The organism is Carboxylicivirga caseinilyticus, from assembly GCF_050589785.1.
Classification (GTDB): Bacteria; Bacteroidota; Bacteroidia; order Bacteroidales; family Marinilabiliaceae; genus Carboxylicivirga; species Carboxylicivirga caseinilyticus.
Genome location: NZ_JBNGOX010000053.1, coordinates 1 through 18,210, shown reverse-complemented (window position 1 = coordinate 18,210; position 18,210 = coordinate 1). Strand labels below are relative to the sequence as shown.

The 18,210-nt window shown below is 38.7% G+C and carries 14 protein-coding genes; 3 read left to right on the top strand and 11 right to left on the bottom strand.

Annotated elements, in window-relative coordinates; genetic code table 11:
* Positions 1 to 8 precede the first annotated feature (8 nt).
* The 3 genes from fusA to rpsL form a co-directional block, all read right to left on the bottom strand.
* A complete protein-coding gene (gene fusA / locus ACRD62_RS20040; protein WP_430821898.1) occupies positions 9 to 2,120 on the bottom strand; it encodes an elongation factor G in 2,112 nt (703 codons plus the stop codon).
* A gap of 28 nt (positions 2,121 to 2,148) precedes the next feature.
* Positions 2,149 to 2,625 (bottom strand): 30S ribosomal protein S7, encoded by a 477-nt coding sequence (rpsG, locus tag ACRD62_RS20035; RefSeq protein ID WP_321407782.1) that lies wholly within the window; start codon positions 2,623 to 2,625, stop codon positions 2,149 to 2,151.
* 110 nt (positions 2,626 to 2,735) lie between these two features.
* Entirely contained in the window at positions 2,736 to 3,119 is a 384-nt protein-coding gene (rpsL, locus tag ACRD62_RS20030; protein ID WP_319400007.1) for a 30S ribosomal protein S12, read from the bottom strand.
* Positions 3,120 to 3,628: 509 nt separating this feature from the next.
* On the opposite strand from rpsL, the gene fabD reads away from it, so the two are divergent.
* A complete protein-coding gene (gene fabD, locus ACRD62_RS20025; protein ID WP_430821897.1) occupies positions 3,629 to 4,519 on the top strand; it encodes an ACP S-malonyltransferase in 891 nt (296 codons plus the stop codon).
* A 68-nt stretch (positions 4,520 to 4,587) separates the two neighbouring features.
* Here the strand turns inward: fabD and acs are convergent, their stop codons facing one another.
* Positions 4,588 to 6,477 (bottom strand): acetate--CoA ligase, encoded by a 1,890-nt coding sequence (gene acs / locus ACRD62_RS20020; RefSeq protein WP_430821896.1) that lies wholly within the window; start codon positions 6,475 to 6,477, stop codon positions 4,588 to 4,590.
* Between the two features lie 123 nt (positions 6,478 to 6,600).
* On the bottom strand, positions 6,601 to 9,579 hold the full coding sequence (locus ACRD62_RS20015) for a PEP/pyruvate-binding domain-containing protein (RefSeq protein ID WP_430821895.1): 2,979 nt from the start codon (positions 9,577 to 9,579) through the stop codon (positions 6,601 to 6,603).
* A gap of 132 nt (positions 9,580 to 9,711) precedes the next feature.
* Between ACRD62_RS20015 and ACRD62_RS20010 the strand changes: the two genes are divergently transcribed.
* Positions 9,712 to 10,539 carry a carboxypeptidase-like regulatory domain-containing protein gene (locus ACRD62_RS20010; RefSeq protein ID WP_430821894.1) on the top strand — a complete coding sequence of 276 codons (828 nt, stop codon included), beginning with the start codon at positions 9,712 to 9,714 and terminating at the stop codon, positions 10,537 to 10,539.
* Between the two features lie 46 nt (positions 10,540 to 10,585).
* On the opposite strand, the gene hisB is transcribed toward ACRD62_RS20010, so the two are convergent.
* The 6 genes from hisB to ACRD62_RS19980 all read right to left on the bottom strand — a co-directional run bounded on the left by hisB (position 10,586) and on the right by ACRD62_RS19980 (position 17,141).
* Positions 10,586 to 11,719, bottom strand: a complete 1,134-nt coding sequence (gene hisB, locus ACRD62_RS20005) for a bifunctional histidinol-phosphatase/imidazoleglycerol-phosphate dehydratase HisB (RefSeq protein WP_430821893.1) — start codon at positions 11,717 to 11,719, stop codon at positions 10,586 to 10,588.
* Between the two features lie 194 nt (positions 11,720 to 11,913).
* Positions 11,914 to 12,813, bottom strand: a complete 900-nt coding sequence (locus tag ACRD62_RS20000) for an alpha/beta hydrolase (RefSeq protein WP_430821892.1) — start codon at positions 12,811 to 12,813, stop codon at positions 11,914 to 11,916.
* A gap of 14 nt (positions 12,814 to 12,827) precedes the next feature.
* Entirely contained in the window at positions 12,828 to 13,865 is a 1,038-nt protein-coding gene (gene hisC, locus ACRD62_RS19995; RefSeq protein WP_430821891.1) for a histidinol-phosphate transaminase, read from the bottom strand.
* A 296-nt stretch (positions 13,866 to 14,161) separates the two neighbouring features.
* Entirely contained in the window at positions 14,162 to 15,454 is a 1,293-nt protein-coding gene (gene hisD, locus ACRD62_RS19990; RefSeq protein ID WP_430821890.1) for a histidinol dehydrogenase, read from the bottom strand.
* Positions 15,455 to 15,513: 59 nt separating this feature from the next.
* Complete coding sequence (gene hisG, locus ACRD62_RS19985) at positions 15,514 to 16,374, bottom strand: ATP phosphoribosyltransferase (RefSeq protein WP_430821889.1); 861 nt, start codon at positions 16,372 to 16,374, stop codon at positions 15,514 to 15,516.
* Between the two features lie 350 nt (positions 16,375 to 16,724).
* Positions 16,725 to 17,141: a bacteriohemerythrin gene (locus tag ACRD62_RS19980; protein ID WP_430821888.1), complete on the bottom strand. Its 417-nt coding sequence runs from the start codon at positions 17,139 to 17,141 to the stop codon at positions 16,725 to 16,727.
* 172 nt (positions 17,142 to 17,313) lie between these two features.
* Between ACRD62_RS19980 and ACRD62_RS19975 the strand changes: the two genes are divergently transcribed.
* Positions 17,314 to 18,045, top strand: coding sequence for a CDP-alcohol phosphatidyltransferase family protein (locus tag ACRD62_RS19975; RefSeq protein WP_430821887.1), 732 nt, complete (start codon positions 17,314 to 17,316; stop codon positions 18,043 to 18,045).
* Positions 18,046 to 18,210: the final 165 nt, after the last annotated feature.

The following is an 18,210-nucleotide window of genomic DNA, read 5'->3' as shown; positions in this document are numbered from 1 at the left end:
ACTAATTCTTATAATAATTCTACTTTTCCTTTTGCTTCTTTTACAACTTCCATTGCAATGTTCTTAGGTACATCAGCGTACTTTAAGAATTCCATTGAAGAAGTAGCACGACCAGAAGAGATAGTACGTAAAGCTGTTACGTAACCAAACATTTCTGCCAAAGGTACCTTAGCTTTTACAACACGAGCACCGTTTTTCTCTTCCATTCCTTCTACCTGACCACGACGCTTGTTAAAGTCACCGATGATATCACCCATATACTCTTCAGGAGTAACAACTTCAACACGCATGATAGGCTCAAGAAGAATTGGCTTAGCTTTCGCTGAAGCTGCTTTAAACCCTTGACGACCTGCAATCTCAAATGATAACTGATCCGAGTCAACTGCGTGGAAAGAACCGTCGAACAGAACAACTTTGATGTTTTCTACTTCGTTACCGGCCAATACACCGTTTAGCATAGCTTCTTTGAAACCTTTCTCAACAGATGGAATAAATTCTTTAGGAATGTTACCACCCTTGATTTCATTCACAAACTGAAGACCTTCTTTTCCTTCGTCAACAGGCCCCAAACGGAACTGAATATCAGCAAACTTACCACGACCACCAGATTGTTTTTTGAATACCTCGCGGTGTTCAACCTCCATAGTGATTGCTTCTTTGTAAGTTACCTGAGGAGCTCCCTGGTTACACTCAACTTTGAATTCACGCTTTAAACGATCGATCAATACCTCTAGGTGAAGCTCACCCATACCTGAGATAACAGTCTGACCTGTATCTTCGTTAGTTGCTACACGGAAAGTTGGATCCTCTTCGGCCAATTTACCTAATGCAACACCTAATTTATCCATATCTTTTTGACTCAATGGCTCAACAGCTACACCAATTACTGGCTCTGGGAAGTCCATTGATTCTAATACGATAGGATGTTTCTCGTCACAAAGAGTATCACCAGTACGAATATCTTTGAAACCAACACCGGCACAAATATCACCAGCACCAATTACCTCACGAGGCAACTGCTTGTTTGATTTCATCTGGAATAAACGAGAGATACGTTCTTTTTTATCTGTACGAGTATTTAAAACGTAAGAACCAGCTTCAATTTTACCAGAGTAAACACGCATGAAACACAAACGACCAACAAATGGGTCAGTTGCAATTTTAAATGCTAACGCTGAAAGAGGAGCTTCATCATCAATTTCATATGATACAGGCTCATCTGTCTTTGGATTTATGCCTTCGATAGCATCAATATCAAGCGGGCTTGGTAAATACTGAATAACTGCATCTAATAAACGCTGAACACCTTTGTTTTTGAATGCAGAACCACACATCATTGGAGTGATGGTTTGAGCAATTGTTGCTTTGCGGATTACTTCGATCATCTCATCACGAGTGATTGAATCCGGATCTTCGAAATAACGCTCCATTAAAGCATCATCGTGCTCAGCAACTGCTTCGATTAATTTACCTCTCCACTCTTCTGCTTCCTCTTTCAAATCTTCAGGAATATCCTGCAATTCGTAACGAGAACCCATTTGTTCATCATCATACCAAACTACAGCTTTGTTTTCGATCAAATCGATTACTCCGCGAAAAGTTTCTTCAGCTCCAATAGGAATTTGAAGAGGTACAGGATTAGCTCCCAACATTTCACGTACCTGACGAACTACTTCGAAAAAGTTAGCTCCTGAACGGTCCATTTTATTAACGAAACCGATACGTGGTACATTATATTTGTTAGCCTGACGCCATACAGTTTCAGACTGAGGTTCAACTCCACCTACCGCACAGAACAATGCAACCGCACCATCTAATACACGCAATGAACGCTCTACCTCTACAGTAAAGTCAACGTGTCCCGGAGTATCGATGATGTTAATTTTATTTTCAACACCTTCGTAAATCCAGTTTGTGGTTACAGCAGCCGAGGTAATAGTAATACCACGCTCCTGCTCTTGCTCCATCCAGTCCATTGTAGCTGCACCATCGTGTACCTCACCAATCTTGTGAGTGATACCTGTATAAAACAAGATACGTTCTGTAGTCGTTGTTTTACCGGCATCGATATGGGCCATAATCCCAATGTTTCTGGTCTTTTTAAGATCTGCCTTTCCCATGACAATTAAATCCTTAAAAAATTAATGATTAAAATCTAAAGTGAGCAAAAGCACGGTTAGCTTCCGCCATTTTATGCATGTCTTCTTTCTTCTTGAAGGCTGCGCCTTCCATATTATATGCAGCAACAATTTCAGCAGCTAATTTCTCTGCCATTGATTTACCGCTACGCTTGCGAGCGAATAAAATCAGGTTTTTCATGCTGATGGACATCTTACGGGCAGGACGAATTTCCGTTGGAACCTGAAATGTAGCTCCACCAACACGACGGCTTTTAACCTCCACTGCAGGAGTAATATTTTCTAAAGCTTTCTTGAAGAATTCCAAAACTGGCTTACCTTCTTTTTCAGCTTTTTCGTTTACTTTATCCATCGCTTCGTAGAAAATCTTGAATGCGATAGATTTTTTACCATCCAACATCAGGTTGTTCACAAACTGAGTCACCTGAGTGTCGTTAAATCTTGGATCTGGTAAAATGATCCGCTTCTTTGGTTTACTTTTTCTCATCTTTTCTCTTTGTTTACTTTGTTATCCCTTGGCTGTTGTTCCTAGTCTTCAATGATTAACATTTACTCAACCGGCATCTTTAACCAAGTAAACAACTCACTACACAATTATTACTTCTTAGCAGCTTTTGGTCGTTTAGTACCATATTTTGAACGGCGCTGCGTACGACCGTCAACTCCAGATGCGTCTAATGCACCACGAACTAAGTGATAACGTACACCTGGAAGGTCTTTTACCCTACCTCCACGAACAAGTACAATACTGTGTTCCTGCAAGTTGTGTCCTTCTCCCGGAATGTAAGCATTCACTTCTTTTCCGTTGGTTAAACGTACCCTTGCTACCTTTCTCATTGCTGAGTTAGGTTTTTTTGGTGTAGTGGTATACACCCTCACACACACGCCTCTTCTTTGAGGACATGCATCCAAAGCACGTGATTTACTTTTTTCCACCTGCTTGTTTCGTCCTTTTCTAACTAACTGATGAATTGTTGGCATAAAAATTAAAATATATTGTATTAAACAATCTTTTTTCTACTTAAAAACGGATCTCAAAAGGTGTACTATCCCCTTTAAAATCCTACTGATTTTCAACCCTTTTGACAATTTTAGACAAAAAAGCGCTGCAAAAGTACTAATTTTCAATTAAAAAAGTGCATCTCACGATCTATTTTTTTTCATTACGAGAGTGAATTTCTACCTAAAAAACAATTTGTTAGATTTTTTAACACTCCTGAAAACCTTGTTTTAAGTAGTAATAGCTTCAACTTATCGCTATTCACTAATACAGAATACAATAAACTTGAAACTTTGTCAACCCTGAAAATAAGCATCGAGAATTCAGTCTTTTTAACTTTTTTCAGGTTTTCGTTTCATCCTTTGAAATTATTTGACTTACCTTTGCATGCTGATAAAATGAGTGAATATACTAATAGTCAAGAACCTTTGACATAAGGATGGCAAAGGTACATAATGCTTGGCTGCAGTAATAATCAAAATCAAAACGCATGAAAGCATTTGTATTTCCTGGCCAGGGAGCCCAATACGTTGGGATGGGAAAAGATTTATATGACAACTCTCCTGAAGCCAAAGAATTATTCGAAAAGGCAAACGAAATTTTAGGATTTCGTATTACCGACCTAATGTTTGAAGGTACTGATGAAGATCTGAAACAAACCAAGGTTACTCAACCTGCAATCTTTTTACATTCTGTAATATTGGCTAAAACCTTAGGCGAAACATTTAAACCTGAAATGACTGCCGGTCATTCATTAGGTGAATTTTCGGCATTGGTTGCTGCTGGTGCAATGAATTTCGAAGACGGATTAAAATTGGTTTCGCAACGTGCATTGGCCATGCAAAAAGCCTGTGAAGCAGAACCATCAACAATGGCAGCCATCGTGGGATTGGAAGACGCAGTGGTGGAAGAAGTTTGCGACAGCATCGAAGATGTTGTTGTAGCAGCAAACTACAACTGTCCGGGACAGTTGGTTATTTCTGGTTCAATTGCAGGTGTTGATAAAGCATGTGAGCTTTTAACCGAAAAAGGAGCAAAACGTGCATTGAAGTTGCCTGTTGGAGGAGCATTCCACTCTCCTTTAATGGAACCAGCCCGTACTGAATTAGCGGCTGCTATCGAAGCAACAGAATTCAACACCCCGGTTTGTCCTGTTTACCAGAATGTAAATGCTCTGGCTGTTACTGATCCTGCAGTAATCAAAGAAAACCTGGTTGCTCAGTTAACAGCTCCGGTAAAATGGACTCAAACTGTTCAGAATATGATTGCTGACGGAGTATCTTCTTTTACAGAAGTTGGTCCAGGTAAAGTTCTTCAAGGATTGGTTAAAAAAGTTGACCGCCAAATGGAAACTACTGGCTACAGCACCTTCCAAGGATAAGGAACCAAAAAAAAGTATAAAATTAAAAGGCAAAAGTAATTGATGGTACTTTTGCCTTTTTTATTTTATCAATCATCCAACGTACTTAAATCACCTTCATCTTCGCCTAATGCCCGTGCTTTTAAAACCCGGCGCATAATCTTTCCACTGCGTGTTTTAGGTAAACTATCTGCAAAAATTACTTCTTCGGGTTTTGCAATGGGACCCATTGCCTTGGCAACATGATCTAATATTTCCCTTTCCAATTCCTTACCCGGTTCTCTTCCCTCTCGAAGGATAGCATAAACATGAATACTATTCCCTTTTAGTTCGTGAGGTAATGCAATTGCCGCAGCCTCGGCTACTGCCGGATGACTTACCACTGCACTCTCTATTTCAGCCGTACCTAAACGATAACCACTTACTTTTATCACATCATCACTCCGGCCAATGATCCAATAATAACCATCTTCATCTTTCTTAGCCGAATCGCCAGCATGATAAAACTTTTTATCCTCAAACTTTTTCCAGTATGTTTCATAATAGCGATCATCATCATCCATAATGGTTCGTGCCATACCTGGCCATGGATTTTTAATCACCAGCGCACCCACCTCATTGGCAGCCACATCATTCCCATTTTCATCCACTATCCCAACCTCATGACCAAAGAAAGGACGGGTTGCAGAACCTGGTTTCAATGGAGTAACCGGCAATGGAGTTATGACAAACCCACCAGTTTCGGTTTGCCACCATGTATCCATGATAGGACATTTTCCTTCACCAACTGTTTCGTGATACCAACGCCATGCCTCCGGATTAATTGGCTCTCCCACAGAACCAAGCAAACGAAGCGAACTGATATCATGCCGCTTTACCCACGACTCACCAAAACGCATCAAACCACGAATGGCAGTTGGAGAGGTATATAAGATAGTAATACCATATTTATCAATCATTCGCCACCATCGGTCGGGATAAGGATGATTTGGAGCACCTTCGTACATAAAAATGGTAGATCCGTTAATCAACGGCCCGTAAACCATATAACTATGCCCGGTTATCCAGCCCGGATCTGCAGCACACCACCATCTGTCCTCTGGTTTTATATCAAAAACCATTCGATGGGTAGCTGAAGTATAAACACTGTATCCACCATGCGTATGAACCAAACCCTTGGGCTTACCTGTTGATCCGGAGGTATACAGCAAGAAGAGCATATCTTCAGCGTCCATCTCTTCTGTTGAACACTTATGACCTGAGATTGGCAATGATTTTAAATCGTGATACCAGTAATCACGATCGTTCTCCATATAAACTTCCTCACCGGTTCTTTTTACGGTAATACAAACTTCCATTGTTGGCGACATTTCCATGGCTTTATTCACAATGGCTTTTAGCTGAGTTGGCTTACCTCTGCGAAAACCACCATCAGCTGTTATGACAACACGGCTTTTGGCAGCATTTATGCGCTCAGCCAAAGCTTCGTGACTAAAACCACCATACACAACAGAATGCGCTGCACCTATCTTTGCACAAGCCAGCATGGCAATAACCTGTTCGGGTATCTGAGGCATGTAAATTGTTACGATGTCACCTTTTCGCACGCCCATAGCTTTTAAAATATTGGCAAACTCACATACTTCACGATTGAGCGCATGATAGGAGAATGTGCGAACATCACCCGGCTCACCTTCCCAGATGAGAGCCAACTTATTTTTATTTGCTGTTTTTAAATGGCGATCAATGGCATTGTGAACAATATTTGTTTTGCCATCCACAAACCATTTATAAAAAGGATGATTGGAATTATCAAGCACTTTATCCCAAGGCTTATACCATTCCAATTGACGAGCCTCATCTTCCCAAAATTGTTCACGATTTTCAATAGATGACTGATATAAATCGTCATACGATTTAACGGTAGCATAATCCACTACCTCTTGCGACGGGTAATAAAAATTTTTTGGATCCATCATTCTCTTTCAAATTATAACTGATTATTTTTCTGACTTTCAATCAATTTAGAAAGAGCTTATGATATTTTCAAGATTTAGCTATCTTTTTTTCTTCTAATTTATTTTCAGGAGTTTCAAAATAGTTTATTTTTCCCACACTATTGCTGCCTTCTGTTTCTTTCCATCCATTAGAATAGTTAGGTTCTTTTCGAAGCGAACATGCCTGAAATATTTAGTTTCTTTAATGAGAGTTTGCTTTTTAAGCACATCCATATTTACAAATTCATCGGATCCGTGATGATGAATACTGAAATACCCCACATTCATGGAAGTAACATTATGAAAAAAGTGTGAACCCAGTGAAGCATCCAACGGAAAATCGGGTAACCCCATTTCAACAATTACCCGGGCAAGCGATATCTGTGACCAATAAACGGGTATTCCGGTAAACCGATCACGTGTCCCCCATCTTCCCGGACCAACCAACACATATTCCCGACCTTCTTGTTCAAAATAATGATTGATCTCTGCAATTTCTTTACCCATCTCTTCGGTTTTGGTTCGATCGAAAACATCAATATTCATAAAAACAACATCCTGAATATGTTCTATTCTACCGTTACCCATACCTTTGTTTGATTGCAGCAGAAGCCTATCTGAAGCCACCTCATCAAAATTAATATCAGCGTTATTTTCAATTCTGATCAATGGTTTAATCTGCAATAGATATAAAGTTGGAAGATTACGACGACCTGCATCGAGATCCACTGCGAACTCAATTTCGACAGGTGCTCCCATGGCTTCTTTAAAAAATCGTAGAAGCATATCAAGCGTTTTCGCCAACGGAATATAATCGTACTTTAAAATATTAGAAAAATTGACAACCCTGGGACCACGTTTCTTAAAATCATTTACCAACCGATCGTAATTCATATCATAAACCATCGCACAATGCTTTAAGTTGCCATCTTCTTCGGCCTCTTTAATGCTTAACTTTAAAATAGATGCATCCTCACCTCCTTTATCCAATCTTAAATCGTCACTATCAAGATTAAGAGCATAAAAATGAGATTGTGAATCCTTTATCTGATCCTTTAATGAATTTAATTCAAGCTTTGGATATTTAGGACAGAAACGATAAGCTTTTTCCCCACCCACAACATATTTACCCAATCCTACACCCAAAACCGCAAAGCCATCCTCAGGTTTCATATACGAGAACGGATAATAATTATAGGATTGTGCCACTCCACTTATATGAGGATAAAAACGATTACCAACTCGTCCACCTACAACCTGTTGAATAATAACAGCCATTTTTTCCTCTTCAATCTTATAATTTACCGCATCGAAATATGCCCTCGCCGGATCGCTGAACATGGAAGCATAAACCAGTTTCACAGCCGTACATAGTTGCTTAAACCGAACCTTAATATCCGAACTGTTATTGGGTATCATAAATGTGGCATAAACACCAGCAAAAGGTTGCAGTAGACTATCTTCAAACAATCCTGACGAACGAATTGCCAAAGGACATGTTACCTGTTCTACTAATTGATAAAGTTTTTCGTTTACCTCATCGCTTAACGATGATTTTAAAAACAAGCGTTTAATATCATCATACTGATGCTCAACAAAAGCCTGATTATACAAATTGTTTTTTTCGATGAATCGGGTAAATTCCTCGGCTCCGATGATTGTGGTTGCTGGTATATCAACATTTATTTCCTGCACTATATCATCGAAATCGATATTCTCAATAAAGTTGCTTAAAAAAGCCATTCCACGTCCTTTACCACCAAACGATCCTTCACCAATGCGAACAATGTAGCTATGACTATTGACCAATGATTTTTCAAAAGGCACCACCCTTCCACGGAGCCGTTCAAGTCTAGCTTCTTCAAACACATCCAGAATAGCCTGCCGGAGCTTTGTATAACTCTCAAAATCTTCAATACGATATGGTCGCAAACGCTTGGCAATGGTAATTTCGCCACGTGCCATTAACCAGGTAGATATCCCGTTCCGACGGGCATGGTACAATAGTGACTCTGGAGGTACTTCTCCCAGACATTGAACAAATTCCTTCAGGTTATGTGCTTCAGCTACTTTAACTCCTCTACTGTTGGTAAAAACGAAATTCCCAAAACCCAGTCGCTGATGAATAAAATTATAGATATCAAGACTTAAGCTGTCTGAGTTTTTATCAATAAACTCAGCTCCTGCAGCCTCAGCTTTTAGAGCATTCGCAGGATCGGATGATTGTAAGAGCGTAGGAATAACAATTTTTGATTTAACGTATTTGATTAGTTCTACTCCTGCATTTTCGTCATCTTCTCCATTACGCTGATACTTTACATCAGAAATTACACAAATAAGATTATCAGTATATCTGTCAACAATTTCAACAGCATCCTCATAATTGCTAACTAGTAAAATTTTTGGTCGTACCCGCATTTTCAACATCCGATATACCTGCCCCAGACTTTCTTCCTCAAGAATTGCCTGCGTTTGTCTCATGATAATTGAGTACAACAAAGGAAGGTAACGGGTGTAATATCTTCGCGAATTTTCGACCAGGAGAATTATTCTTACATCACCAACACTCACATCCTTCTCAACGTTAAGTTTATCTTCCACATATTTAATCATGGCCAGAAAAACGCGTGAGTCACCGTTCCATACAAATACACGTTCAACATTATGGATATTACCACTGGCTTCGTCGAAAAACTTTAAGTCGGCATTGTTATTTACCAACAATAGAATTGGCACTGCAGGCTTTACCTCTTTGATACTTTGAGTAATCTGGAGGGGTTTTTGCTTATCCAGACCTGCCATCACAATCACCATTTCAAACTCACGATCTTTCATCAAAGCTACTGCCTCATTGGCATTAGTGACAGAGGTAATGCGGGGAGCCGTAAAAAGGTTCAGCTGCAAATATTCACCAGCAATTTTATCAAAGAAACGACCTTCGCGAACAATACTATAAGCATCATAATGATTCGCCACCAAAAGTATTTCGCGAACTTTAAAGGCCATTAATTCTTGAAAAATATCCTTATCCGTACGTCGACGATTGTAAATCTGTGATAATTCCAGTTGCTGATTGGGCTCCATAATATCTGAATTCGTTACAAAGCAAATTAAATGAAAATAATGGGTGAAAGAAATGATAATCGTTAAAGTGAAAGATTAATTACTATAATGATTCTATATTTATACTCTTAATCAATAAACCTAACCCATTCAATGAAATACCTAATCATTCTGATACTATTGGTACATACTGTGGTAATCGATGCACAGCAAAGCATTAAAGGGAAAATTATCAATGCCAATAATCAACCCATTTCCTATGCCACTATTGCTGTTATAGGTACCAATAAGGGCTGCTACTCCAACACCGATGGTTGCTTTGAATTGATATGCAATAAAGACAGCCTTTCTATAAGTTGCATTGGATATGTATCACAACAAATTAAGATTAATGATTGCTCCGACACATTATATATAAGGTTACAAAAGAGCGATATTGCCCTTAAAGAAGTGGTGGTGGCATCGCAAAAAAGGACGCTTAAAAAGGAGGATGACAAAGATAGAATTGCCTGCTCTGTATGTGCTTACAAAGGCATGGAAATAGTTAGTTTTATTCCCGTACCCAAAGGAAGCACCCTGAATAACCTAACTTTTTATTGCAAAAGAACACGCACCAAAAGAATAGCCGGATTGAGGCTTTACACCTATAATTACAAGTATGAACCGGAAGAAATTTTGATGACCGAAAATCTGGTAGTTGAGATAGCACCTTATTCCAATAAAATATCATTTGATGTAAAACAAATGAATATTGTAGTGCCGCAAAACGGACTTTATGCCGGACTGGTTTTTATGAATGCTAATACAGCAGAAATGAAGAAAAAGGACAAAACCAATCCATTTGTTTATTTAAGCACCAAACATCTGGTCAAACAAACTTTTACACGAAAATACAATGGCACATTCAAACCCGAGAATTTTCCATGCTCAGTAAATAAAGAAAGGATCAACAACCTGCAATGTAGTTATAGTTATTATTGATACAGACCTACCAGGTTTTGAAAACCTGGTAGGTCTATGCTATTTTCTACAGCATCCCCTTTGTACTAGGAAGTTGATCATTATATGGATCTTTGCGAATGGCCGCCCTGATGGCACGTGCCAGTGCTTTAAAGATACCTTCTATTTTATGATGCTCGTTGGCTCCTTCAGCTTTTATATTAAGGTTACATGCTGCCGCATCGGAGAAACTCTTGAAGAAATGATGGAACATCTCGGTAGGAGTATCGCCAATCATCTCGCGCTTAAACTCGGTTTCCCACACCAACCATGGTCGTCCACCAAAATCAATAGCTACCTGTGCCAGACAATCATCCATTGGCAGGCAAAAACCATAACGTTCGATACCACGCTTATCGCCCAAAGCCTTTTTAAAAGCTTCACCCAGCACAATAGCTGTATCTTCCATGGTATGATGCTCGTCAACATGTAAGTCACCATTGACCTCAACCGTTAAATCACATCCTGAGTGACGACCGATCTGCTCCAACATATGATCGAAGAAGTTTAGTCCGGTTGAGATATTGCATTTACCCGTTCCATCCAGGTTGACCGCCACCTTTATACTGGTTTCCGCAGTAGAACGTACCACCTCAGCACTACGCTCCGACTTAAACAGAAAAGCCGCCACCTCGTTCCATTGATCAGTAAGCAAGACACAAACATCTGCTAATCCTGCTTCGGCCAACATCTTTTCACCGGCTTCTTTACCTTGCAGCAAGATAGCCTTACAGCCCAGATTCTTTGCCATTTGCACATCCGTAATGCGATCACCTATCACAAAGGATCCTTCCAAATCGTAATCACCTTCGATATACTCAGTCAGCATTGCTGTACCCGGTTTACGCGAAGGGGCATTCTCTTCGGGAAGAGTCGGATCGATGTGTACCTTATCAAAAATGATTCCTTCATTTTCGAGGGCTTTCATCATTTTATTCTGAGCAGGCCAGAAAGTGTCCTCGGGAAACGAAGCCGTTCCCAGTCCATCCTGATTGGTAACCATGGCCAGGTAAAAATCGAGCTGTTGAGCTATTTTCGATAAATTCTGAAAAACAGCAGGGTAGAACTCCAGTTTTTCAAGACTGTCAACCTGATAATCAACAGGAGGTTCCACTATAAGTGTTCCATCCCGATCAATAAATAGTATCTTTTTCTTTTGCATTCAATTCTTCTCATTACAATGGCCTGGCCATCAATACACAATTGCTTTTTAACCACAGATTACGCAAATTTCACAAATTATTGTACCACATAGCGGCACTATTCGCGATAATCAGTGTAATTTGCAGTTCTTAATCATAATATACTAATAAAGGTCTTCTTCCCCATCCAAGAGAAGATCTAAACAAGTTTCTCTTATTTAATCACATTGGTTTTTAACCACACTTCCAGATATTGAGTCCAGTAAGCAACTGGTCGATCAGGAGCAAAACCAAATCCATGCCCTCCAATCGGAAGTATTACTTTGGTTACATCACCACCTTTGTTAAATAGGTTTTTGGCATATCGATCTGTATTTTCAACAGGCACCGCACCATCATCAATGGCATGGACCATTAGAGTAACAGGTGTTTTTTCTGATACCTGATTCTCCAACGAGAAATAATCAACCATACTTACAGCTGGATCATTTCCAATCAGATTTATCCGACTACCCATATGAGTACATGCCTTATCCATGCTAATGACAGGATACATCAAAATCGAAAAATCAGGTCGGACATCTTCCGGTGATCTGTTCTTATCAACAGGATTGGTAAACAGAGTAGAAGCTGAGGCAGCTAAATGACCACCAGCTGAAAAACCAATTACACCAACTCTGGCTGGATCGATATTAAACTCTTTGGCTTTTGAACGAACCAGGTAAACCGCTTGCTGAGCATCCATCAAAGGAACATAAGCCGGGTTATCAAAAAGGTCATCATCCGGCAATCTGTATTTTAACACAAATGCCTCAAATCCCAATTTATTGAACCATTCGGCAGCCATATAACCTTCATGATCGATAGCCTCACGGGCATATCCTCCTCCAGGAATGATAATGATAGCTGGTTTTGCCTCTTTACTTTTTACAGGATAATGATAAAGCTGAGGAACGGTTACTCGTGAAACACGGTTATTTATATCCTGCTCTTCAACCTGCACATCTTTATTCAAAGGGGCAGTACCTTCCCAAAGGTTGATTTTTGCTTTTTGACCGAACATTGTACTTGTAGTCAGTATTAATACACTTAATAATATTTGGATCTTTTTCATTGAGTTGGCTTTATCTATTTCTGATACGATTTCAATGCATTTAACAACTGGCTGTTTTCATCAGCTGTACCAACTGTTATTCTTAAGCAACCGGCACACAATGCAACCGAGGAACGGTCGCGTATGATGATTTCTTCATTAACCAGATAGTTGTATAACCCTTTTGCATCATCCACTTTTACCAGCAGATAGTTAGCGTCTGACGGATAAATCTTCTGCACGAAAGAGAATTGTTGTAAATCAACATCCAATCGGGTTCTTTCTTTAAGCAACAACTCTACCCACTGATGTTTATCCTCTTCTTTATCCAACAGTTCAGAAGCTTTCTCCTGCGTAAGTATATTAATATTATATGGATATTTAATACTACTCAACACTTTAATAATCGGAGCAGATGCAAATGCCATTCCCAGTCGGATGCCAGCCATTCCCCATGCTTTTGAGAAGGTCTGCAACACAACTAAATTTGAAAATTCATCAATTCGCTTTAATAAACTCTTCTCAGGAGCAAAGTCAATGTATGCTTCATCTAACACAACAATTCCATCAAACCCCTTAATTAAGGCTAACAAATCTTCTTCTTTAAAGCAATTTCCTGTTGGATTATTGGGTGAACACAAAAACAATAATTTAGAATTCTCATCTGTTGCAGCCAAAAGAGCGTTTACATCCAATTGAAAATCTTCGGTCAACAAAACCTTACGTACTTCAATATTATTGATATCGGCAGCAACCTGATACATACCATAGGTTGGATCAATACTTACCACATTATCTTTACCCGGCTCGCAAAAAGCACGAAATAATAAATCAATGGGTTCATCACTGCCGTTGCCCAAAAATATCTGGTCAGCCTTAACACCTTTTATAGTAGCAATTTTAGCTTTCAAATTTCGCTGATACGGATCAGGATATCTGTTGTATGGCTGATTGAATGGATTTTCATTGGCATCCAGGTAAACGGATGCAGATCCGGTAAATTCATCACGAGCGGAAGAGTAGGGCTTCAGCCCTTTTATATTTGATCGTAAAAGCTCATTAAGCGTTTTCATTTTTGCATACAGGTTAAAAAAGTTAATTCTTTCATTCTTTTCATACCAAAATAATCAATCCTTTCTTTTTCTTCGCTCAAGCCGCAAGGTTTTTCATTTCTTGTCTTGATACAAGAAACGAAACAAAGAAAATCAAGACTGCAATATGAATGATTACTGACTTTTGAAGTACTTAATTGCGGTCGGGTGATCTTCGAACAAGTTCTCAGCTTCCCGATCTTACTAAAGTCCATCTTCAACTCAATAATCATCCCTATTGAGGTCGAATCGTCATAATAAAAGTCAATCTTACAATGTTATTTCGACTCTTTAATTTTTTTAAGCCTAACAGTTACAGCATTTTTGTGGGCATCCAACTGTTCAGCAGCTGCCATAATCTCAATTGCGGGTCCAAGTTTCTGAATACCTTTCTCAGTTATTTTCTGATAGGTGATCTTCTTCATAAAACTCTCTGTACTCACACCACTGTATGATTTGGCATAACCATGTGTTGGCAATGTATGATTGGTACCGGAGGCATAATCACCTGCACTCTCCGGAGAATAATTACCCAGAAAAACAGATCCTGCATTTACCACTTTTGAAGCAATTTCTTCATCATCTCTCATCGACAGAATCAGGTGTTCAGGAGCATATTCGTTACACATCTCCAACATCTCTTCTACCGACTTCAATACAATCATACGACTGTTGTCCAAGGCTTTTTCTGCCACCTCTTTACGCGATAGTTGCTCAAGCTGTTGAGCCAATGTACTACCAACCTCGTCCAATAAAGCTTCGTTGTTAGTAACTAAAATCACCTGACTATCGGCACCATGTTCAGCTTGTGACAATAGATCGGCTGCAATAAAAGCCGGGTCTGCACTTTCATCAGCCATTACCATCACTTCCGATGGACCAGCCGGCATATCAATTGCCACATCTTTCAGACTGACTACTTGTTTAGCAGCAGTTACGAAGCGATTTCCCGGACCAAAAATCTTTGAAACAGAAGGAACTGTTTCTGTTCCATAAGCCATTGCCCCGATTGCCTGTATTCCTCCCAGCTTAAATATCTGCGTAACGCCAACCAGGTTGGCTGCATACAAAATAGCCGGATTTATTTTTCCATCCTTACCAGCTGGCGTGCATAACACGATTTCTTTACATCCTGCAATCTTTGCCGGAATAGCCAACATTAATACTGTTGAAAACAATGGAGCTGTTCCTCCGGGAATATAAAGTCCGACTTTTTCGATTGGTACAGCTTTTTGCCAGCATTGAACTCCAGGCATGGTTTCAATCACCTTTACCTCGCGAAGCTGAGCTTTATGAAAAGTCTCAATATTTTTCTTGGCCGTTAAGATGGCTTCTTTCAGATCGCTGCTAATATTAATGCAAGCCTCATCAATTTCTGTCTGCATCACCTTAAAATCATCCAGTTCAACACCATCAAACATTCTGGTATACTTGATTAATGCAGCATCTTTGTTTCGCTTCACATCGTCTAACACTCCACGAGCTGTATCGAACAAATCTTCCAGTCCATTATCAGGTCTTTCGAGCAAAGTAGCCCATGACTCTTTCTCAGGATATATTATTTTTTGCATCGTTACTCTTGCTAAATGAAATTTTTCTTCACTTAAATTCTATCTCGATCAAATGACCGTTACAAGATCATTTTCTCGATTGGAATCACCAAAATACCTTCGGCACCTAAATTCTTTAACTGCCCAATGATTTCCCAAAATTTCTTTTCCTGAATTACTGAATGCACAGAACTCCATCCTTTATCAGCCAATGGCAGAATAGTCGGACTTTTCATTCCTGGTAAAACTTCAACAATCTCATCCAGTTTATCGTTAGGCACATTCATCAAAATATATTTATTTGAATTTGCAGCCATTACTGCGTTTATGCGGAAGATAATTTCATCCAGCAACTGCTGCTTCTCAGCACTCAAGTTTGGTGCTGATACCAACAAAGCCTCAGACTGCATTACCACTTCCACTTCCTTTAAACGGTTTGCAACCAATGTACTTCCCGAACTAACTATATCACAAATACCATCTGCCAATCCAATACCCGGAGCAATTTCAACTGAGCCAGTTATCTCATGGATATCGGCTTTAATATTTTTTTCTTTCAGAAATTTTTCAAGAATAACAGGGTAAGAAGTGGCAATTTTCTTTCCTTCAAAATACTCTGTTCCTGCGTACTCATCCGCTTTTGGTACTGCTAATGATAAACGACATTTACTAAAGCCCAATCGTTTTGCAATAGTCAGGTCAAAGCCTTTTTCTGCCATTTCGTTTTCACCAACAATTCCTATATCAGCTACCGAATCAGCAACTGTCTGCGGAATATCATCATCACGCAAAAACAAAACTTCAATTGGAAAATTTGGTGAAGAAGCAACCAGCTTACCACTGCCGGCATTGAATTTAATACCTGCTTCTTTTAATAGTCTCAAAGAGTCTTCATTTAAACGACCTTTTTTTTGTAATGCAATTCTGATTTTGGTTTCCATTATGGTTATGATTTAATAATTTTTAATATAAAAGGCTCACCCGTTAACGGATAAGCCTTGTCTTTAATTTTTTATATAAGAATTCCGACTTATCCCTGAGGATTAGTATGTAAATGATGGAATTTATGATGTCTGTTATAATTCATGTTTATAAAAATAAAAAAAGGCTTACCACTTTGGTAAGCCTTGATAAATATTGTTTAAAGTATACACATATCAATCACCGCCTACCGTACTTGCAGGTTTAAATGATGATGATGATGGATACGATTTGCCATGTCTTCTGAATAATTTGATACAAATGTAAAGGTTAAAACGACAATTACAAACTAATTATTAAAATAATCAGATTAATTATAAGAGAATTGATTTACCTTTTCCTGATTTGCGCTCGCAAAACGAGCATATTTCTGATCTGTTCCCTTAATATGATTCACCAACCATTGCTTCAAAAAGTTGGTTACTTCAAGCGACAGAATCATTTTACCATCAGATATTTTGGTATGAAATGCCTGCGCTTTTTCAATAAATTCCTCATGTTGTTTTTTATGATCCTCAAACTCAGGATATCCGATTCGTTTCATATATGCTTCTTCGCGAGCAAAATGCGTTTTGGTATAATCCAACAATCCATTTATCAACTCCTGAAGTTGTAATTTTGGTGAATTGTTTTTTATACCATCATAAAAACTGGTTAATAAATTGAATAACTTTTTGTGTTCATTGTCTATTTCGACATTGTTTACTGATAGGTCATTTGTCCACATGTGTAATAGTTTAGTTTGTCCCAATCACGAAAATAATGCTTTATGACAATCAATATGTTAATCCAATGTTAAAATACCTAAATTCTGAAATAATTATAATAAATATATTCTTTGAATCTAAATTTTGTTTGTGTGCAGGTTTCATTTAATTTCGGCACAAATATTAATTGCTATGCAAGTAACAAAACATGTTCCCAATTTCTTAACTAGCCTTAATGTATTTTGTGGCACCCTTGCCACTTTTCTGGCTCTAAATGGGATGATACAGATTGCCATCTGGTTAATTTTTATTGGCGCTCTTTTTGATTTTAGCGATGGATTTGCTGCAAGGGCATTAAAAGCCTATAGCGAAATAGGTAAAGAACTGGATTCATTGGCCGACCTGATTAGCTTTGGAATGGCTCCAGCTGCCATATTATCCTCTATTATCCGTATAAAAGTAATGGGAGATTTCTCTGTTTCATTTGCAGATATGCAAACACCTGAGAAATTTTGGATCTTAAGTCCCTTTATTCTGGTAGTATTCGCTGCTTTGCGTCTGGCTAAATTCAATGTTGATACTCGTCAGACAGAAAACTTTCTGGGATTAACCACAACGGCTACCGGAATATTCACAGCCTCCTTTGCATACCTATTCCTAAATAAAACTGATTGGTTCAATTGGTTATCACCCATTTTAATACTGGTAGCAGTTCTAATATTCAGCCTTTTACTTGTGAGTGAAGTTCCAATGTTCTCACTAAAGTTCAAAAACTTTAAATGGGCAGAAAACAAGGAACGCTTTATTTTACTGGCAATAGCAATTATTTCTATTGCAATATTGGGATTAGGAGGAATTGCTGCAACTATCCTATATTACATTACTGTATCGGTTTTTAAATGGATTATCGCAGCCAAAAACTAAGATGATTTAATTATCAATATCAACAAAAACGCCCGAACTAGAAAGTCCGGGCGTTTTTTATTTAGATATCTGTCTAGTCCTGAAATAGCGTTACACAATAAGTAAAGCTATGACAGAAGAAGCTAAAAGAAAGTACATTAAGCGCACACAGAAAGATTACTCTAT